The sequence below is a fragment of the Pseudomonas oryzihabitans genome (assembly GCF_001518815.1).
GTDB lineage: Bacteria > Pseudomonadota > Gammaproteobacteria > Pseudomonadales > Pseudomonadaceae > Chryseomonas > Chryseomonas oryzihabitans_E.
In genome coordinates, this window is record NZ_CP013987.1 from 4,605,961 (window position 1) to 4,623,202 (window position 17,242).

Annotated in this window: 16 protein-coding genes; 5 read left to right on the forward strand and 11 right to left on the reverse strand. The window is 65.2% G+C overall.

The features are described 5' to 3' along the window. Positions 1-31: 31 nt before the first annotated feature. Both APT59_RS20980 and APT59_RS20985 read left to right on the forward strand, forming a co-directional pair. Positions 32-643, forward strand: coding sequence for a hypothetical protein (locus APT59_RS20980; RefSeq protein WP_059316612.1), 612 nt, complete (start codon positions 32-34; stop codon positions 641-643). Between the two features lie 103 nt (positions 644-746). Next, complete coding sequence (locus tag APT59_RS20985) at positions 747-2,240, forward strand: aldehyde dehydrogenase (RefSeq protein WP_059316613.1); 1,494 nt, start codon at positions 747-749, stop codon at positions 2,238-2,240. A 47-nt stretch (positions 2,241-2,287) separates the two neighbouring features. Here the strand turns inward: APT59_RS20985 and APT59_RS20990 are convergent, their stop codons facing one another. The 4 genes from APT59_RS20990 to APT59_RS21005 all read right to left on the reverse strand — a co-directional run bounded on the left by APT59_RS20990 (position 2,288) and on the right by APT59_RS21005 (position 5,486). Continuing rightward, positions 2,288-2,893 (reverse strand): hypothetical protein, encoded by a 606-nt coding sequence (locus APT59_RS20990; protein WP_059316614.1) that lies wholly within the window; start codon positions 2,891-2,893, stop codon positions 2,288-2,290. A gap of 12 nt (positions 2,894-2,905) precedes the next feature. After that, positions 2,906-3,400, reverse strand: a complete 495-nt coding sequence (locus APT59_RS20995; protein ID WP_156428979.1) for a hypothetical protein — start codon at positions 3,398-3,400, stop codon at positions 2,906-2,908. A gap of 594 nt (positions 3,401-3,994) precedes the next feature. Continuing rightward, positions 3,995-4,615 (reverse strand): guanylate kinase, encoded by a 621-nt coding sequence (gene gmk / locus APT59_RS21000; protein ID WP_059316616.1) that lies wholly within the window; start codon positions 4,613-4,615, stop codon positions 3,995-3,997. A 10-nt stretch (positions 4,616-4,625) separates the two neighbouring features. Beyond that, positions 4,626-5,486, reverse strand: a complete 861-nt coding sequence (locus APT59_RS21005; RefSeq protein ID WP_059316617.1) for a YicC/YloC family endoribonuclease — start codon at positions 5,484-5,486, stop codon at positions 4,626-4,628. A gap of 173 nt (positions 5,487-5,659) precedes the next feature. Between APT59_RS21005 and rph the strand changes: the two genes are divergently transcribed. The 3 genes from rph to APT59_RS21020 all read left to right on the forward strand — a co-directional run bounded on the left by rph (position 5,660) and on the right by APT59_RS21020 (position 8,331). Further along, entirely contained in the window at positions 5,660-6,382 is a 723-nt protein-coding gene (gene rph, locus APT59_RS21010; RefSeq protein WP_058791176.1) for a ribonuclease PH, read from the forward strand. Between the two features lie 10 nt (positions 6,383-6,392). Beyond that, entirely contained in the window at positions 6,393-6,755 is a 363-nt protein-coding gene (locus tag APT59_RS21015) for a DUF4870 domain-containing protein (protein ID WP_007161419.1), read from the forward strand. Between the two features lie 283 nt (positions 6,756-7,038). After that, positions 7,039-8,331 carry a hypothetical protein gene (locus APT59_RS21020; RefSeq protein WP_059316964.1) on the forward strand — a complete coding sequence of 431 codons (1,293 nt, stop codon included), beginning with the start codon at positions 7,039-7,041 and terminating at the stop codon, positions 8,329-8,331. Between the two features lie 102 nt (positions 8,332-8,433). Here APT59_RS21020 and garD read toward each other — a convergent pair whose 3' ends face one another. The 7 genes from garD to APT59_RS21050 all read right to left on the reverse strand — a co-directional run bounded on the left by garD (position 8,434) and on the right by APT59_RS21050 (position 17,125). Next, entirely contained in the window at positions 8,434-9,990 is a 1,557-nt protein-coding gene (gene garD / locus APT59_RS21025; protein WP_059316618.1) for a galactarate dehydratase, read from the reverse strand. Between the two features lie 21 nt (positions 9,991-10,011). After that, entirely contained in the window at positions 10,012-11,370 is a 1,359-nt protein-coding gene (locus tag APT59_RS21030) for an MFS transporter (protein WP_059316619.1), read from the reverse strand. Between the two features lie 166 nt (positions 11,371-11,536). Then, positions 11,537-12,574 (reverse strand): LacI family DNA-binding transcriptional regulator, encoded by a 1,038-nt coding sequence (locus tag APT59_RS21035; protein WP_059316620.1) that lies wholly within the window; start codon positions 12,572-12,574, stop codon positions 11,537-11,539. Between the two features lie 350 nt (positions 12,575-12,924). Next, positions 12,925-13,965 (reverse strand): low specificity L-threonine aldolase, encoded by a 1,041-nt coding sequence (locus APT59_RS21040; RefSeq protein ID WP_059316621.1) that lies wholly within the window; start codon positions 13,963-13,965, stop codon positions 12,925-12,927. Further along, complete coding sequence (locus APT59_RS21045) at positions 13,962-15,773, reverse strand: aminopeptidase P family protein (RefSeq protein WP_059316622.1); 1,812 nt, start codon at positions 15,771-15,773, stop codon at positions 13,962-13,964. The genes APT59_RS21040 and APT59_RS21045 overlap by 4 nt, the downstream gene beginning before the upstream one ends. Positions 15,774-15,893: 120 nt before the next feature. Beyond that, entirely contained in the window at positions 15,894-16,064 is a 171-nt protein-coding gene (locus APT59_RS22605; RefSeq protein ID WP_167348573.1) for a hypothetical protein, read from the reverse strand. A gap of 119 nt (positions 16,065-16,183) precedes the next feature. Further along, positions 16,184-17,125: a LysR family transcriptional regulator gene (locus APT59_RS21050; protein ID WP_059316623.1), complete on the reverse strand. Its 942-nt coding sequence runs from the start codon at positions 17,123-17,125 to the stop codon at positions 16,184-16,186. Positions 17,126-17,242 lie beyond the last annotated feature (117 nt).

The following is a 17,242-nucleotide window of genomic DNA, read 5'->3' on the forward strand; positions in this document are numbered from 1 at the left end:
CCAACACAGCTCACCCCTGCAGGACCCTGCCATGAATACCGCCGCCTTGCGCCTCGTGATCCAGACCACCCAGGTGCGTGCTCGGGACAGTGGCGAGGCCAGCCGCACCTTCGCCGACCAGGCGGCGCGCACGGCCAGCGCCGATGCCACCCGCGGCGCGGCCCTGGAGCGCTTCGCCAGTGCCTATGTCGACAAGGTGCCCGACGCCCTCGAAGCCCTGCTGCTGCAGGCGCGGGCAGTGGCCTTCGAAGCACCGCTGGCCGGGGTCCTCGAACGTGCCCTGGCCGGTTTCGCTCCGGCCGCCCTGGCCCAGGCGCCCTCGGCCAGCCTGGCGCTGCTGGCCGCGGCCTACCGCGTCCACCGCCTGCTCGAAGGCATCCAGGAGCGCTTCGCCGCCTGGTGGGGCGCTGCCCGCGCGCCGGCCGCCCCCAGCCTGGGCAATCTCATCGCCCACCAGGTGCTGGGGCAGCTCACCGTCGCAGCCCTGGAAGATGCCGTCGATGGCTGGCTCGATGACCTGGACGCGACCGTCGAATCGCCGCTCACTCGCCAGTGCTTCCAGCCGCGGCAGCGCCGTGTCGCCCTGGCGACCGCCCGCCCAGCCTTGACCTTGAGTCGTCAGCGGCAGCGCAGCGTTCGATAAAACGCACGTTTCGACGCTCCAGCCGGCCAACTGTCAAATATATTGATAACCCTTCCGGGCCGGTTTAGGGTGGCTGCTCACCGCCATTAGCGAGGAGTCACCCATGAGCTTGCCCAGCCGCGCCGAGTGGGAGCAGCGCTTCCAAGGTTTCACCCTGGAAGGTCGCGCCTTCATCGACGGCGCCTATGTCGACGCCGCCTCCGGCGCCATCTTCGATTGCCTGAGCCCGGTGGATGGGCGCTTCCTCGCCAAGGTCGCCAGCTGTGACGCCGCCGACGCCGACCTGGCCGTGGCCGCCGCCCGCGCCGCCTTCCAGAAAGGCACCTGGGCGCACCTGGCGCCCGCCCAGCGCAAGCGTGTGCTGATCCGCTTCGCCGACCTGCTGCTGGCCAATGCCGAAGAGCTGGCGCTGCTGGAAACCCTGGACATGGGCAAGCCCATCGCCGACTCCCTGAAGATCGATGTGCCCGCCTCGGCCAACGCCATTCGCTGGAGCGCCGAGGCCATCGACAAGCTCTACGACGAGGTCGCTCCCACCCCCCACGATCAGCTCGGCCTGGTCACCCGCGAAGCCGTGGGCGTGGTCGCCGCCGTGGTGCCCTGGAACTTCCCCCTGATGATGGCCTGCTGGAAGCTCGGCCCGGCGCTGGCCACCGGCAACTCGGTGGTGCTCAAGCCCTCGGAGAAATCGCCGCTGACCGCCATCCGCGTCGCCCAGCTGGCGCAGCAGGCCGGCATCCCGGCCGGGGTGTTCAACGTGCTTCCGGGCTACGGCCATCAGGTCGGCAAGGCCCTGGGCCTGCACGCGGACGTCGACACCATCGTCTTCACCGGCTCCACCCGGGTCGCCAAGCAACTGCTGGCCTATTCCGGCGAATCCAACATGAAACGGGTCTGGCTGGAGGCCGGTGGCAAGAGCCCCAACATCGTCTTCGCCGATGCTCCCGACCTCAAGGACGCCGCCGCGGCCGCCGCCAGCGGCATCGCCTTCAATCAGGGCGAGGTCTGCACCGCCGGCTCGCGCCTGCTGGTGGAGCGCTCCATCAAGGAAGAGTTCCTGCCGCTGGTGATCGAGGCCCTCAAGGGTTGGAAGCCCGGCCACGCCCTGGACCCGGACACCAACGTCGGCGCCCTGGTGGACACCACCCAGCTGGAAACCGTGCTGCGCTACATCGAAGCCGGCCATGCCGAAGGCGCCACCCTGGTGGCCGGTGGCAAGCGCACCCTGGAGGAAACCGGCGGCGTCTATGTCGAGCCGACCATCTTCGATGGCGTGAGCAATGCCATGAAGATCGCCCGTGAAGAGATCTTCGGCCCGGTACTCTCGGTGATCACCTTCGACACCGCCGAAGAAGCCGTGCAGATCGCCAACGACACCCAATACGGCCTGGCCGCCGCGGTCTGGACCCGCGACATCTCCAAGGCGCACAAGACCGCCCGCGCCCTGCGCGCCGGCAGTGTCTGGGTCAACCAGTACGACGGCGGTGACATGACCGCGCCCTTCGGCGGCTTCAAGCAGTCCGGCAACGGCCGCGACAAGTCCCTGCACGCCTTCGACAAGTACACCGAGCTCAAGGCGACCTGGATCAAGCTCTGATCGCAAACCGACCGGGTCGCAACGACCCGGTCGGCACCCTGCCCCGCCTAGCGGTAGACGTGGTAGGTGGCGTAACGGCTGACCTCCAGGTTGCCGCTCCAATTGCCGATCACCCGCTTGGAATCCCACTCGTACCAGTGACGGCCTGCCGGTTGGCCTACACCTACCGAACAGCTGCCATTCTGTACCCAGGCACCGCGGAACTGGCCGCTCTTCCAACGGCGCTCGATCACCTGAATCGGCTGCACGCGATAACCCGGCTGCACCCTGACACTCCAGGTAAAGGAGGTGCTCATCGAGCGATCCTGTTTGTAGCTGCCATCGACACCGAGAATGGTGAGGTATTTGCCGACGAAGGGCAGCTTGTCCGGGTTGATCTTGACCCCTACCGACCAGCCATAACTGGATGTCTTGGTCTCGCCCCAGGCGTAGGTACAGTCGACGGTGCCTCTGCTCGAACACACGAAGAGCGGTCCGCGCCAGATCCAGTCTTCCCACTTGTTGCGTGCCTGCTGGGTAGCGAAGGCGCGAGACCCATCGCCTAGCATCGCCGGCTCCGTGTGATCGGTGAAGCATTCGCCAGCCTGGACCAGCCCGGTCGAAAGCACGAAGCCGAGCGCACCGTCCAGAGTCGATTTCACGAAGGTATTCATGGCTTCCACTCCCTAGATACCAAAGACATTTTCGATGGTGTTTTCCGTTTCCTGCTTCTTGTTGCTGGCGACTTTGCTTTCGGACAGCGCATCGGACTGCCGCGGGCGATCGACGGGGGTCATCAGCAGCCCCGTCGCATCCTTGGGCTTGTGCACCATCAGGGCGTCCGCCTCAACGCTCATGCCGAGTGCCTTGGCCGCGTTCTCGGTGGCGACCTGCTGTCCAGGCTGGTTGTCAAAAAGTACCCGCTTACCTTGATCGAGGGCGTTGTTGATCTCCCTCTTGATGTTCTCATCGACAACCACGCTAGGGCCAACCACCAGGCAGTCATATTCACTGCCCGAGACGATCTTGGTATCTGCCACCCTCAATCTTTTCAGCACGAAGCCTTCATTACCCAACACCTTCAATCGCAAGTAAGGATCGCTATTCCCAGACTCCGCGGCCTGAACCGTGGACCCCAGTGCGGCGGACAACAGTAGAGCTGCCATAACTTTCAACTTCATGTCGAAATCTCCCTTTATTGCATTAGCGTGAGAACAGCACTTCTTTGGCATGGATACCGAATAGATCCGCCAAACACGCGACTTAGAAGCCTTTACAGAAATGACGGACAGGTGAGTCCCTTATCACAAGGCTGCCCCCGCGAATCCTGTTCACGCTTTAAAACATCGCATGTCATTCGACCAGACGCCGGCAATATCGAAATGGCTTCATTCATGAAAGCAGTTTCGATGCCGCGCCACTAACAAGGCTAGCTGCACTTTTTTAAAACAAATAGAAAAGATTATGACGGGTTAATCGCCATAGTTACGCCGGGCTAACAACCTTCACGCAACAGCGCTTTATAAAGCTATATAAAACCCTGGGAAATACTTTATAGGCAGCGAAGCTAATCCACTAACGACGGAAAAGCTGCATATAAAATAAGATGAATCAATTGGATGCCAAAAAATCGACATGCGCCGATCAGGGTCCAAATCGCCGGACACAGATGTAACAAAATATCTCTAGACCCTTTGCAAAGGGTCCTGCAGACACAGGCGGGGTAACGGGAAACAAGGCGACCCGCGTTGATGGCGCGGGTCGAGGGACGGGCATCAGCCCAGCAGATCCACCAGCAGGTCGTCGTGGCGGCGCTGTTGGCGATCCAGGCGCAGCTGGCGGGTGCGGAAGATCGACTTGAGATCCTCCAGGGCGCTGGCGAAGTCGTCGTTGATGATCAGGTAGTCGTACTCGACATAGTGACTCATCTCGCTCACCGCCTCGCGCATACGGCGTTCGATGACCTCGGCGCTGTCCTGGCCACGATTGTCCAGGCGCTGGCGCAAGGCGGCCTGGCTGGGCGGCAGGATAAAGATCGACTGGGCGTGGGGCAGCTTGCGACGTACCTGCTCGGCGCCCTGCCAGTCGATTTCCAGGATCAGGTCGTGGCCTTCGGCGAGGTCGCGCTCCAGCGCGGCCTGGGAGGTGCCGTAATAGTTGCCGAATACCTCGGCGTGTTCGAGGAAATCGCCGTGTTCGAGCAGGCTGGTAAAGGTCGCGCAGTCAACGAAGTGGTAGTTCACGCCGTCCGCCTCACCCGGGCGCATGGCGCGGGTGGTGTGGGAGACCGACAAGCGAATGTCGGGCAGGGCGTCCAGCAGGGCCTTGACCAGGCTGGTCTTGCCAGCACCGGAGGGCGCGGAAACGATGTAGAGGGTGCCGGGAAGGGCTGTCATGGAGGTCCGCCTATTCGATGTTCTGCACTTGCTCACGCATCTGTTCGATGAGCACCTTGAGATTGATGGCTGCCTGGGAGGCACGGGCGTCGATGGCCTTGGAGCCCAGGGTGTTGGCCTCGCGATTGAGTTCCTGCATGAGGAAGTCCAGGCGCCGCCCGGCCGCGCCGCTGCCGGCCAGGACCCGCCGCACCTCGGCCACATGGGTCTCCAGGCGGTCCAGCTCCTCGGCCACGTCGCTCTTTTGCGCCAGCAGCACCAGTTCCTGCTCCAGTCGCGCCGGCTCGAACTCGACGCCGGCCTCGGCGCAGCGCTCGAGGATACGCCGCCGTTGCAGGGCCAGCAGCTCGGGCAGCAGCGCCCTGAGTGTCGCCACCTCCGCCAGCAACTGAACCAGCCGCTCTTCGATCAGCCGGCCAAGTTCATGGCCCTCGCGGAGCCGACCTTCGAGCAATTCATCCAGCGCCGTCTCGAACAGCGCCAGGGTCTGGGCCTTGAGCTCGGCGCCATCCACCTCGGCACCCGCCAGCACGCCCGGCCAGGCCAGCACGGCCAGGGGATCGAGCTTGGCAGGGCGGGCGATCAGCGCCGCGACGTCCTCGGCGGCCGCCACCAGTTGCGCCGCCCGGCGGGCATCGACACGCAGGGCCGCGCTCTCGTCGCGCGCCTCGCGCAGCACGCATTCCACCTTGCCCCGCGACAGACGGCGCCGCAGCGCCTCGCGCACCCCGGATTCGAGGTCGCGAAAGGTCTCGGGCAGCCGCAGGTGCGGCTCCAGGTAACGGTGATTGACCGAGCGCAGCTCCCAACTCAGGGTGCCCTGGGGCCCCGGCTGCTCGACCCGGGCGAACGCCGTCATGCTGTGCACCATGGCAGGATCCTCGTCTGGCGATGCGCGGGATCCGGAGCGATCCGGACCTCCCACGCACGTAAAACGCACGATTCTAGCGCACCTGATCGGAGCGACCCAACGCATCCGTGTCGCATGAGCCGGACGCTCCCTATACTATGGACCTGATACCCATGCCTTACAGGAAGCCCGCAATGAAGCGTCCCAGTGGCCGCGCCGCCGATCAGCTGCGCCCCATCCGCATCACCCGTCAATACACCAAGCACGCCGAGGGTTCGGTCCTGGTGGAATTCGGCGACACCAAGGTGATCTGCACCGCCAGCGTCGAAGCCGGGGTGCCGCGCTTTCTCAAGGGCAAGGGCCAGGGCTGGCTCACCGCCGAATACGGCATGCTGCCCCGCGCCACCGGCGAGCGGAACCAGCGTGAAGCCGCCAAGGGCAAGCAGGGTGGTCGCACCCTGGAAATCCAGCGTCTGATCGGCCGTTCGCTGCGCGCCGCCGTGGACCTGTCCAAGCTGGGCGAGAACACCATCTACATCGACTGCGACGTGATCCAGGCCGATGGCGGTACCCGCACCGCCTCGGTGACCGGTGCCTGCGTCGCCCTGGTCGATGCCCTGGGCGCGCTCAAGCGCCGCGGCAACCTCAAGGGCAATCCGCTCAAGCAGATGGTGGCCGCCATCTCCGTGGGCATCTACCAGGGCACCCCGGTACTCGACCTGGACTACCTGGAAGACTCCGCCGCCGAGACCGATCTCAACGTGATCATGACCGATGCCGGTGGCTTCATCGAAGTCCAGGGCACCGCCGAAGGCGCGCCCTTCCAGCCAGCCGAACTCAACGCCATGCTCGAACTGGCCCAGGGTGGCCTGCGCGATCTGTTCGAGATCCAGCAAGCCGCCCTGCGCGGCGAGTAAGGAAGTCCTCATGCACGATCTCGTCCCCGCCCCCAGCGCCGAAGCCCGGCGCTGGGCCATGCTCTGTCACTACGCCGCCTTCCTGGGCTTCGTCGTGCCCTTCATCGGCAACGTCATAGGCCCGCTGGTGGTCTGGCAGTTCAAGCGCGAGGACGACCCCTTCATCGACCGCCAGGGCAAGGAGGCGCTGAACTTCCAGCTCACCGTCACCCTGCTGCACATGATCTGCTGGCTGCTGGTGTGGGTGCTGATCGGCTTTCCGCTGATGTTGCTGGTGGCCTGCGTGGCCTTCGTGCTGACGGTGATCGCCGGCATCAAGGCCAATCAGGGCCGCGACTACCGCTATCCGCTGACCTGGCGGATGGTCAAATAGCGGGCTTTTTGTGGCCTGCTTCTGATATCCGCGTTGAGGATTTCCGGTCGGCCCGGCGCCGTTTGACAGGCGCTGCAAGCCCTCCGCTATCATCCATTCGGCTTACGTCTCGCGCTGCTGCCGTGCCCGTTCTCGACGGTCGCTGGCGGTAGCGTGCCCGCCTTTGCGCCTTTGCTTCTGCAGTCCGTCGGTAACGCCAAGGTGGCGTGCCCTGGCGGGCCTCGCTTTTACGTCAGGACTGGTGGCCCATTACGCCATCGGCATCAAGACAGGGATGATCATCATGTCGGTTGCAACCGCCACCCCCTCCCCCTTCCAGCGCGTGCTCGAATGGCGCTATTCCACCCTCATGGTGTGGACTGCCATCAGCCTGCTGGTCGTCGAGACCTTTTCCGGCTTTCTGCGCTATGCCCTGGACATGGTCGGCGCCTCGGCGCTGGTCTATCTGCCCAAGATCGCCTGCCTGGCGCTGTTCGCCCTGCAAGTGGCGACGGTCAAGCTGCCCAGGGTGATCTGGGTGGGCCTGTTCGCCGGCCTGGCCTACGCCGCCCTCGCCCTGCTGCATGGCGGGACCCTCAACAACGTGCTGTTCTCGCTGTTCGTCTACAGCCCGCTGCTGTTCGGCCTGGTCTGCGGCCGCGAACTGCTCAAGCAGCGCAAGCTGCTGGGCCGGGCCATGTTCGTGCTGCTGATCGCCTGCCTGATCGGTATCGCCCTGGACAAGTTCACCTCGGTTCCCTGGAAAGGCTACAGCTACAACCTGGGCGGCAACGACATCGCGGGCAATACCCAGTGGGTCGCCGGCGAAGAGGACCGCATCGCCGGCTTCGCCCGGGTATCCAACGTGCTGGCCGCGCTGATCGCGGTCTATTGCCTGTTCCTGGCGCAATTCGCCCGCTCCAAGACGCTCTGGCTGGTCGTCGCCCTGATCGGCTTCTTCGGCATCCTGCTCACCACCAGCAAGGCGCCGGCGGCGGCCTTCGCCTTCACCCTGGCGCTGATGATGACCCGCCGCTTCCAGTGGCCGACCTACATCCTGATCCTGCTCGCCGTGCTTGGCGGCATGCTGCTGCCGGTGCTGAGCCTGGTGCGCGACTTCGATCCGCTGGTGGTGATGAGCGACAGCGGTCTGGCGTCCTTCTATGATCGCCTGGTCAACACCTGGCCCAATGTGGTGGCGGAGATGACGCGCCATGGCTGGACCCTGGAAGGCGCCGGCTTCGGCCTGTTCGGCAGCTCCATGGCCGCCTTTCCGATTCCGGGGATCGATCTGTTCGTCACCAGTGACAGCAGCGTGGTCTATCTCTGGTGCGTGTTCGGTGTCGTCGGCATCCTCGGTTATGCCATGCAGTTGCCGGTATTCATCCGCCTGCACACCAACCCTGACCGCCTGAGCCACACCCTGCTGGCCATTGCCTTCTGCCTCTGCCTGATCGGCTGGACCACCGACCTGTTCGATATCGGCGTCGGCAACCTTTTCGTCGGCATCATCCTCGGCTACGTGCTGATGCGCGATCCGGAAGACGACGGCCAGCAGCACCTGCGGCCAGTCAGCGGTCGAGCCCTGGGCGACTAGGGGCGCCGCGACGATCACGTTGCCGCTACCGAACCGACGTGAAGTCACCGCATAAAAAAAGGCCGTTCCCAAGGGGATCGGCCTTTTTTATTGCCGCACCTATCAGGTCACCGGGGCCGGATTGAACAACGCCAGGTCGTTATGCAGACGATGGCGCTCGGCCCAGGTCTGGCGGCGACCGCTGGCCACGTCCAGGTAGCACTGGAAGATCTCCCAGCCCATCTCCTCCAGCGACAACCGCCCACTCACCACCCGTCCGGCATCGATGTCGATCAGGTCCGGCCAGCGCTCGGCCAGCTGGGTGCGGGTCGAGACCTTGATCACCGGCACCATGGACAGGCCATAGGGGGTGCCGCGACCGGTGGTGAAGATGTGCAGGTTCATTCCGGCCGCCAATTGCAGGGTGCCGCAGATGAAGTCGCTGGCCGGGGTGGCGGCGAAGTACAGGCCCTTGCCTCTGATCTTCTCCCCGGGCGCGATGACCCCGGCGATAGGGCTGGTGCCCGACTTGGCGATCGACCCCATGGCCTTTTCGACAATGTTGTTCAGCCCGCCCTTCTTGTTGCCAGGGGTGGTATTGGCACTGCGATCGGCCATGCCCCGCTCCAGGTAGCGGTCGTACCAGTCCATCTCGCGGATCAGGGCATCGGCCACCTCGGGGGTGGCGGCGCGCGGGGTCAGCAGGTGGATGCCGTCGCGCACTTCGGTGTTCTCGGAAAACATTACGGTGGCACCGGCCCGCACCAGCAGGTCGGCCGCCACGCCCAGGGCCGGGTTGGCCGTGATGCCGGAGAAGGCGTCGCTGCCACCGCACTGCATGCCTACCACCAGCTCGGACGCCGGCACCGTCTCGCGGCGACGTTGGTCGAGCACCTCCAGGCGCGCCTCGATCAGACCCATGATCTGCTCGACCATGCCGGTGAAGCCATTGGCCGAATCCTGCAGGCGGAACAGCCACTCCTCTTCGTTCTGCCCGGCGGTGAGATCATCACCGGGCATCAGCTGGCTGGCCTGCAGCTTTTCGCAGCCCAGGCCGATGACCAGCGCCTGGCCACCGAAGTTGGGATTGCGGCTGATGTTGTGCAGGGTGCGGATCGGGATCACCGCATCGGGTGCGTTGATGGCCACGCCGCAGCCATAGCTGTGGGACAGGGGCACCACGTCGTCGACGTTGGGATAGCGCGGCAGGAGCTCCTTGCGTACCCGCTCGACACAGTGGTCCAGCACCCCCACCACGCACTGCACGGTGGTGGTCACCGCCAGGATGTTGCGGGTGCCGACGCTACCGTCCGGATTACGGAAGCCCTCGAAGGTATAGCCCTCCAGGGGTTCGCCCACCTGGCCGGGCGCCGTGGCCTTGGGCAGGTTGTCCAGCGCAGGCGGCTCCGGCATGCGCAGCAGCGCCTCGGTGATCCAGCTGCCGGCCGGAATGTCCTGCAGGGCATAGCCGATGACCTCGCCGTAGCGCACCACCTCGGCGCCTTCGACCAGGTCCACCAGGGAGACCTTGTGGCTCTGGGGGATGGCTTCGACGGTGGTCAGGCCATCGCCGAAGGCGGTGCCGGCGGCCACGCCCGGTTCGTTGACCACCACCCCGACATTGTCCTGGGGATGGAGCTTGATGTAGCGCGGCGAATCACGGTGATCGATCAGTTGCATCTTCTTATCCTCCGCTCGGGATCAGGCCCGGGCCGGGTCAGGCTGGGTCGTGCCCAGGATCTCGCCGTCGGCGGTACGCAGCTCGACGCGCTGGATACGGCCGACGATGAACAGGTAGCTGAACACGGCCACCAGGGCATTGGCGCCGACATAGACCAGCGCCCACTTGAAGGAGCCGGTGGCGGCGATGATGTAGCCGATGACGATGGGCGTGGTGATGGAGGCCAGGTTGCCGAAGGTGTTGAACAGGCCGCCGGACAGCCCGGCGATCTGCTTGGGCGAAGTATCCGCGACCACTGCCCAGCCCAGGGCGCCGATACCCTTGCCGAAGAAGGCCAGGGTCATGAAGCCGACCACCATCCAGTCCGCATCGACGTAGTTGCAGAAGATCATGGTGGTGGAGAGCAGCAGGCCGCAGACGATGGGCAGCTTGCGGGCGAAGGTCAGGGAATGGCCGCGGCGCAGCAGGTAGTCGGAGATCACCCCGCCCAGCACCCCGCCGATGAAGCCGCAGATCGCCGGCAGCGAGGCGATGAAGCCGGCCTTGAGGATGGTCATGCCGCGCTCCTGCACCAGGTACACCGGGAACCAGGTCAGGAAGAAATAGGTGATGGCATTGATGCAGTACTGGCCCAGGTAGACGCCCAGCATCATGCGGTTGGTCAGCAGTTGAGCGATGTAGTGCCACTTGGGCCCGCCATCCCGCTGGCGCGCGCTGTTGTCCATGTCCACCAGCCCGCCGTTGTCACGGATGTGCGCCAGCTCCGCGGCATTGATGCGCGGATGCTCCTTGGGATTGTGGATGTATTTCAGCCACGCCAGGGAGAACAGGATGCCCAGGGCACCCATGATGACGAAGACATGCTCCCAGCCGAAGTGGAAGACGATGCCGCCCATGATCGGCGCGAACAGGGCGGTGGCGAAGTACTGCGCCGAGTTGAAGATCGCCGAGGCGGTACCGCGTTCGGCGGTGGGGAACCAGGCGGCGACGATGCGCGCATTGCCCGGGAATGACGGCGCCTCGGCCAGGCCGACCAGGAATCTCAGCAGGAACAGGGTGGTCACCGCCCAGGCCACCGGCAGGCCGCCGACCAAGCCCTGCAGCAGGGTGAAGAAGGACCAGAAGAAGATGCTGCCGGCATAGACCTTCTTCGAACCGAAGCGATCCAGCAGCCAGCCGCCGGGAATCTGCCCGGCCACATAGGCCCAGCCGAAGGCGGAGAAGATGTAGCCCAGGGTCACGGCACTGATGCCAAGGTCTTTCTGCAGGCTGGAGCCGGCGATGGCGATGGTGGCGCGATCGGCGTAGTTGATGGTGGTCACCACGAACAGCATCAACAGGATCAGGTAGCGCACTCGGGTCGGTCTTGTGGCATCCATGGGGATCCCTCTTGCGTGATTGTTTTTATTGAAGACGCGGCTGGAGAAATGATTGCGCAATCATAGAAAGATGCGACAAGGTGTCTCAGGCCTTACGGTAGGCCAAGACTAAGCCATGATTGCGCAACCATACAAGTATGACGTCTAACGACGTGAATGCCGGCGGTCAGGTCGTCGCGCGGTCGATGATGTGAAAACCGGTGTCGATCCGCACGGCCTCGCGAGGGCAGCCACCCTCGCTGAACCGCTGCAGTAGAGCCTCCGCCGCCAGGGTGCCCATGCGGTCACCCTCGACGCTCACCGACGACAGCGCCGGATGCATCTGGGCCGCGCTGGAAAGATTGCCGAAACCCAGCACCGCCAGGTCTTCGGGCAGGCGCAGACCGCGACTCGCGGCTTCCGCCATCACGCCCTGGGCGACGGTATCCGAGCTGCACACCACCACGTCGAAGGTTTCTCCACGGGCGAGCAGCTGCCGTAATCCGGCCCGGCCGGACTCCACCAGGGCAGGGGCCGGCAGGATTTCCACCGGCGGTGTTGGCAACCCCAGCTCGGCCAGGCGCGCCACCAGACTGCGACAGCGGCGCAGCGCGCGCGGATCGTCCACCGACACCACGGCGAAGCGGCGATAGCCACGCGCCTGCAGGTGCTCGGCTTGGGCACGGCCCACCGCCTCGTGGGAAAAGCCCACCTGCATGTCCAGCGGCGCCTCACCCAGGTCCCAGGACTCCACCACCGGAATGCCAGCCGTGGCCAGACGCTGGCGACTGGCCACGGTATGCAGGGTACCGGTGAGCACGATGCCATCGGGCTTGCGCCCCAGCACCGCGGCCAGCAGCTGTTCTTCCTGCTCGGCACTGTAGCCGGTCAGGCCCAGCAGGGTCTGGTAGCCGGCCTGGGACAGGCGCGCCATCAGTGCCTGCACGGTCTCGGCGAAGATGGAGTGGACGATGGTCGGCACGAACAGCGCCACCAGGCGACTGCGGTTCGAAGCCAGGCCGCCGGCCAGCAGATTGGGCACATAGCCGGTGGCCTGCACCGCCGCCAGCACCTTGGTGCGCGCCGCTTCGCTGACGATCTCCGGGCGATTCAGCGCCCGGGACACGGTGATCGGCGACACCCCGGCGACCCGGGCCACGTCAATGAGCGTGGGGGCGCCGGGATTGACCGCGGCAGTGAGGGTTTTACCGGACTTCTTGGCCATGGATCGCCGGGGATGGTGAAGAGAGAGGCCATGGTAACGGCTGACGGGGATGGCGTCCCCGGTGAACGCCGCAGCGTGGAAAACCACGCAACGTTTTCCACATGGGAATGGGTACCGATGGATGAGAGAAGCGAATCCCGTAGGAGCGGCCCATGGCCGCGATACACCCTATGCCAGGTGTGATCGCGGCCATGGCGGTCCGCCGATACCGCCGCCCCTACGAGCTGCCGTAGGTTGGGTTGAGCGCAGCGAAGCCCAACAGTGCCCCGGGAGCCGACAATGTTGGGCTTCGACGATAGAGTTGTCTCAACCCAACCTACGGTCTATCGCCACTCTGGCTACGATACGCCCTAACCCTCCATCGCCAGGCGGATGTCCGCGGCCAGTTCCAGTACCCGCGCCTCTTCGGTGTCCCAGGAGCACATGAAGCGGGCGCCGCCGCTGCCGATGAAGGTGTAGAAGCGCCAGCCGCGGCTGCGCAGGAATTCCAGTGCCGGCTCGGACAGTTGCAGGAACACCGAGTTGGCTTCCACCGGGAACATGAAGTCCACCCCGGGCACGTCGCGCACCCGCTCGGCCAGCAACTGGGCCATGGCGTTGGCATGGCGGGCGTGGCGCAGCCAGGCGTCGTTCTCCAGAACGCCAAGCCAGGGCGCGGAGAGGAATCTCATCTTGGAGGCCAACTGGCCAGCCTGTTTGCAGCGGTACTCGAAGTCTTCGGCCAGGTCACGGTTGAAGAAGAGGATCGCTTCCCCCACCGCCATGCCGCTCTTGGTACCGCCAAAGCAGAGCACGTCGACGCCGGCCTTCCAGGTCACCTCGGCCGGCGTGCAGCCCAGGCCAGCCACGGCGTTGGCAAAGCGTGAGCCATCCATGTGCAGGTGCAGGCCGAGATCACGGCAGGTGGCGCTGATCGCCTGCAGTTCGTTGAGGCCGTAGAGGGTGCCTACCTCGGTGGCCTGGGTGACGGTCACCGCGCGTGGCTTGGGAAAGTGGATGTCGGCGCGCTTGGTGGCGATCTGCTGGATGGCGCCTGGCGTCAGCTTGCCCTGATACGCCGGTGCCAGCAGCAGCTTGGAGCCGTTGGAAAAGAACTCGGGCGCGCCGCATTCGTCGGTCTCGACGTGGGCGGTGTCGGAGCAGATCACGCTGTGGTAGCTCTGGCACAGCGCCGCCAGGGCCAGGGAGTTGGCCGCGGTGCCGTTGAAGGCGAAGAACACCTCGCAGTCGGTCTCGAACAGCTGGCGAAAGCGATCGGCGGCGCGCGCCGTCCAGGTGTCGTTGCCATAGGCGGTCTCGTGACCGACGTTGGCCGCCGCCATGGCCGCCCAGGCTTCCGGGCAGATGCCGGAATAGTTGTCACTGGCGAATTGCTGGGCGTTGCTGCTCATGCGGCAGTCCTCGCGACGGGTTCGGTACGCGCCAGTAGCCAGTCGCGGGCGGCGCCCTCTACCAGCGGCAGCACGCGGCGGCGGACCTCGGCGTGATAGCTGTCCAGCCAGTCCAGCTCGTCGGCACGCAGCAGGGCGAGATCCAGGCAGCGGGTATCCAGCGGGCAGAGGGTCAGGGTCTCGAAGGCCAGGAAGTCGCCGAATTCGGTACTTTCCGCCCGGGTGCACAGCAGCAGGTTCTCCAGCCGCACGCCCCACTGGCCGGGGCGATAGATGCCCGGTTCGTTGGAGGTGATCATGCCCTCGCGCAAGACGTGATGCGGGGTGACCGTGGCATAGAAGGAGATGGTCTGGGGGCCTTCGTGCACATTCAGGAAGTAGCCCACGCCATGGCCGGTACCATGGCCGTAGTCGATACCGGCGGCCCAGATCGGCTCGCGCGCCAGGGCATCGAGCATGGGCGCGGCGACACCGGCCGGAAAGCGCACCCGCGACAGTGCCAGCATGCCCTTGAGCACCAGGGTGAAATCTCGGCGCTGGGCAGCGCTGGGCGTACCGATGGGCACTACCCGGGTGATGTCGGTGGTGCCACCCAGGTATTGGCCGCCGCTGTCGATCAGCAGCAGGCCGTCGCCCTGGAGTTCGGCATGGGCTTCCTCGGTCGCCCGGTAATGCGGCAGGGCCCCGCCGGCATTGAAGCCGGCGATGGTGGCGAAGCTCAGGGAAACGAAGTTGGGTCGCGCCGCGCGTGCCTCGGTCAGCCACTCGTCCACGGTCAGCTCGGTGAGCCGCTCGCCACGGGCCAGGGCTGCTTCGAAGCGGGCGAAGAAGACGCAGAGCGCCGCACCATCCTCTTCCATGGCCGTGCGCACCTGGGCCGCCTCCTCGGCGGTCTTGCACGCCTTGAGCAGGGTCGAAGGATTGATCTGCTCGCGCCGCTCGACGCCCTGGGGCGCGGCCTCGACCAGCCCCAGGGTGACCCGCGCGGGGTCCACCAGCAGGCGGCTACCGACCGGCAGCCGGGCCAGTTCGGCGGCGGCCTGGCTGTAGTCGGTCAGGGTCACGCCATCCGCCACCAGGGCCGCGCGGATTTCGGCCGGCACCTTGGCCGGGTCGATGAACAGCTGGCAGCTGTCCTGACCCAGCAGCAGATGAGCGAGGAACACCGGGTTGTAGGGCACGTCCGCGCCACGCAGGTTGAGCAGCCAGGCGATGTCGTCCAGGGAGGAGATGAAATGCCAGGCGGTGCCAGCGTCGGCCATGGCCTGGCGCACCTGGGCAAGCTTGGCGCTGCGCGGCTGGGGCGCATGGGGTGCGGCGTGGGCATAGATTGGCGCCACCGGCAGCACGGGGCGCTCGCTCCAGATCGTTGCCAGCGGATCGCGGTCGGTGCGCAGCTGGATGCCCTTGGGCTCCAGGGCCCGGCGCAAGGCGGCGGCGGAACCGAGGGACAGCACCTGGCCGTCCACCAGCACCGTGCCACCCTCGGGCACCTGGTCGGCCAGCCACTGCAGGTGGGCCTGGGGCTGGCTGGCAACCTGCTTCATCAGGTCGATGCCGCTGCCCGCCAACTCCTGGGTGGCCTGCTCCCAGTAGCGGCTGTCGGTCCAGACGCCGGCGGCATGCCGGGTCACCAGCAGCAGGCCGGCCGAGCCGGTGAAGCCGGACAGCCAGGCACGGCCCTGCCAGTGTTCGGGCAGGTATTCGGACAGGTGGGGATCGGCGCTGGGGATCAGGCAGGCATCGGCGCCCTGTTCGGCCAGGAAGGCACGCAGGCGGGCAAGTCGTTGAGCGGGAGTGGCGGTCATGAGCACCTCGACAAGGTCAGAGACTCAGTGTGCCGCAGATATAAAAAAGCCGCACCCAGAGGGTGCGGCTGAGAAAGACCAAAGGAGCAAAGAGGGGTGGTCTTTCGAAAACGGAGCGGCTCAGCGACGCAGGTTGGCGGCCGGAGCGGCCTGATCGCCGTAGTGCTGCATGGCGGCGTGGTTCTGGTCGATCAGCTTGTATCTCAGGCTGGGATTGTCATCGGCAGCGGCGAACTGGGCGGAGGTCAGGGCAGCAAGGGTCAGCAACAGGGCGGACAGAGGGCGTTTCATGGCGAACTCCTCAAAGGAATGTGTTCATCGGGGTACAGGACCATTCTAGGCAATGAACGCAGCCTAATAAATAGCATGCTAACTAAATCACTGTTACAGAACCTGCAACAAGCTCTGGCTTAGTCCTTGGCCCAGTACCGCTGATCTTCCAGCACCAGATTCTCCACCTGCAGGCGCTCGGGCAGTTCTTCCTTGAGGAAGTCGATCCAGGTCTTGATCTTGGCGTCGAGAAAGCGCCGCGAGGGGTAGAGCGCATGGATATTGCGCTCGCGCAGGCGGAAGTTGGGCAGCAGCCGCACCAGGCTGCCGTCGCGCAGGTAGTTGACCGCGATATAGCTGGGTAGCAGGCAGATGCCCATGCCCTGCCGCGCCACGCTGGCCAGTGCCTCGGCCACATTGACCTGGAAGACATAGCGCGGCGCCACCTGCAGTTCGCCTTCGGGACCGGCGAAGACCCAGCGCTCGGAAAAATTCGGATCCATCAGGCGCAGGCAATCGTGCTCGGCGAGTTCGGCCGGCACCTTGGGCGCCGGGCGTTGCGCCAGGTAGCTGGGCGCCGCGCAGACGACGCTGTAGACCCCACCCAGGCGCTGGGCGACGAAATCCGAATCGGCCAGTTCGGTGTCCAGCGTGATGGCGATGTCATGCCCATCCTCCAGCAGCGCCGGATGGTTCTGCGAGAGCGTCATGACGATCTCCACATGCGGATAGCGGGCGCAGAAGCGTGACACCAGCGGTGCCAGCAACTGGGTACCCAGGCCGGTCATGGAGTGCAGGCGCAGATGGCCATGGGGTTTGAGATGCGCCCCGCTGGCTTCGGCTTCGGCCTCGCCGACGTCCTGCAGGATGCGCCGGCAGCGTTCGAGGTAGCGCTCACCGGCCTCGGTCAGCGCCAGCCGCCGGGTGGTGCGGTGCAGCAGGCGCGTCTGCAGATGGCTTTCCAGCTCCGCCAACAGGCGCGACACCTGGGCCGTGGACAGGTCGAGGGTATGGGCGGCGGCCGTGAGGCTACCCAGATCCACGACCCGGACGAAGATGCGCATGCCTTGGAAGATATCCATTATTGCCTTTTTCGCAATGGAGTTTCGTCAAGCCGTCACTTTATTGAAAAAGTCACACGCACGATAGTGGTGCGGTGAGCTGCTGTGGATTCGACATTCTGTCCGCGCGAATCCTTC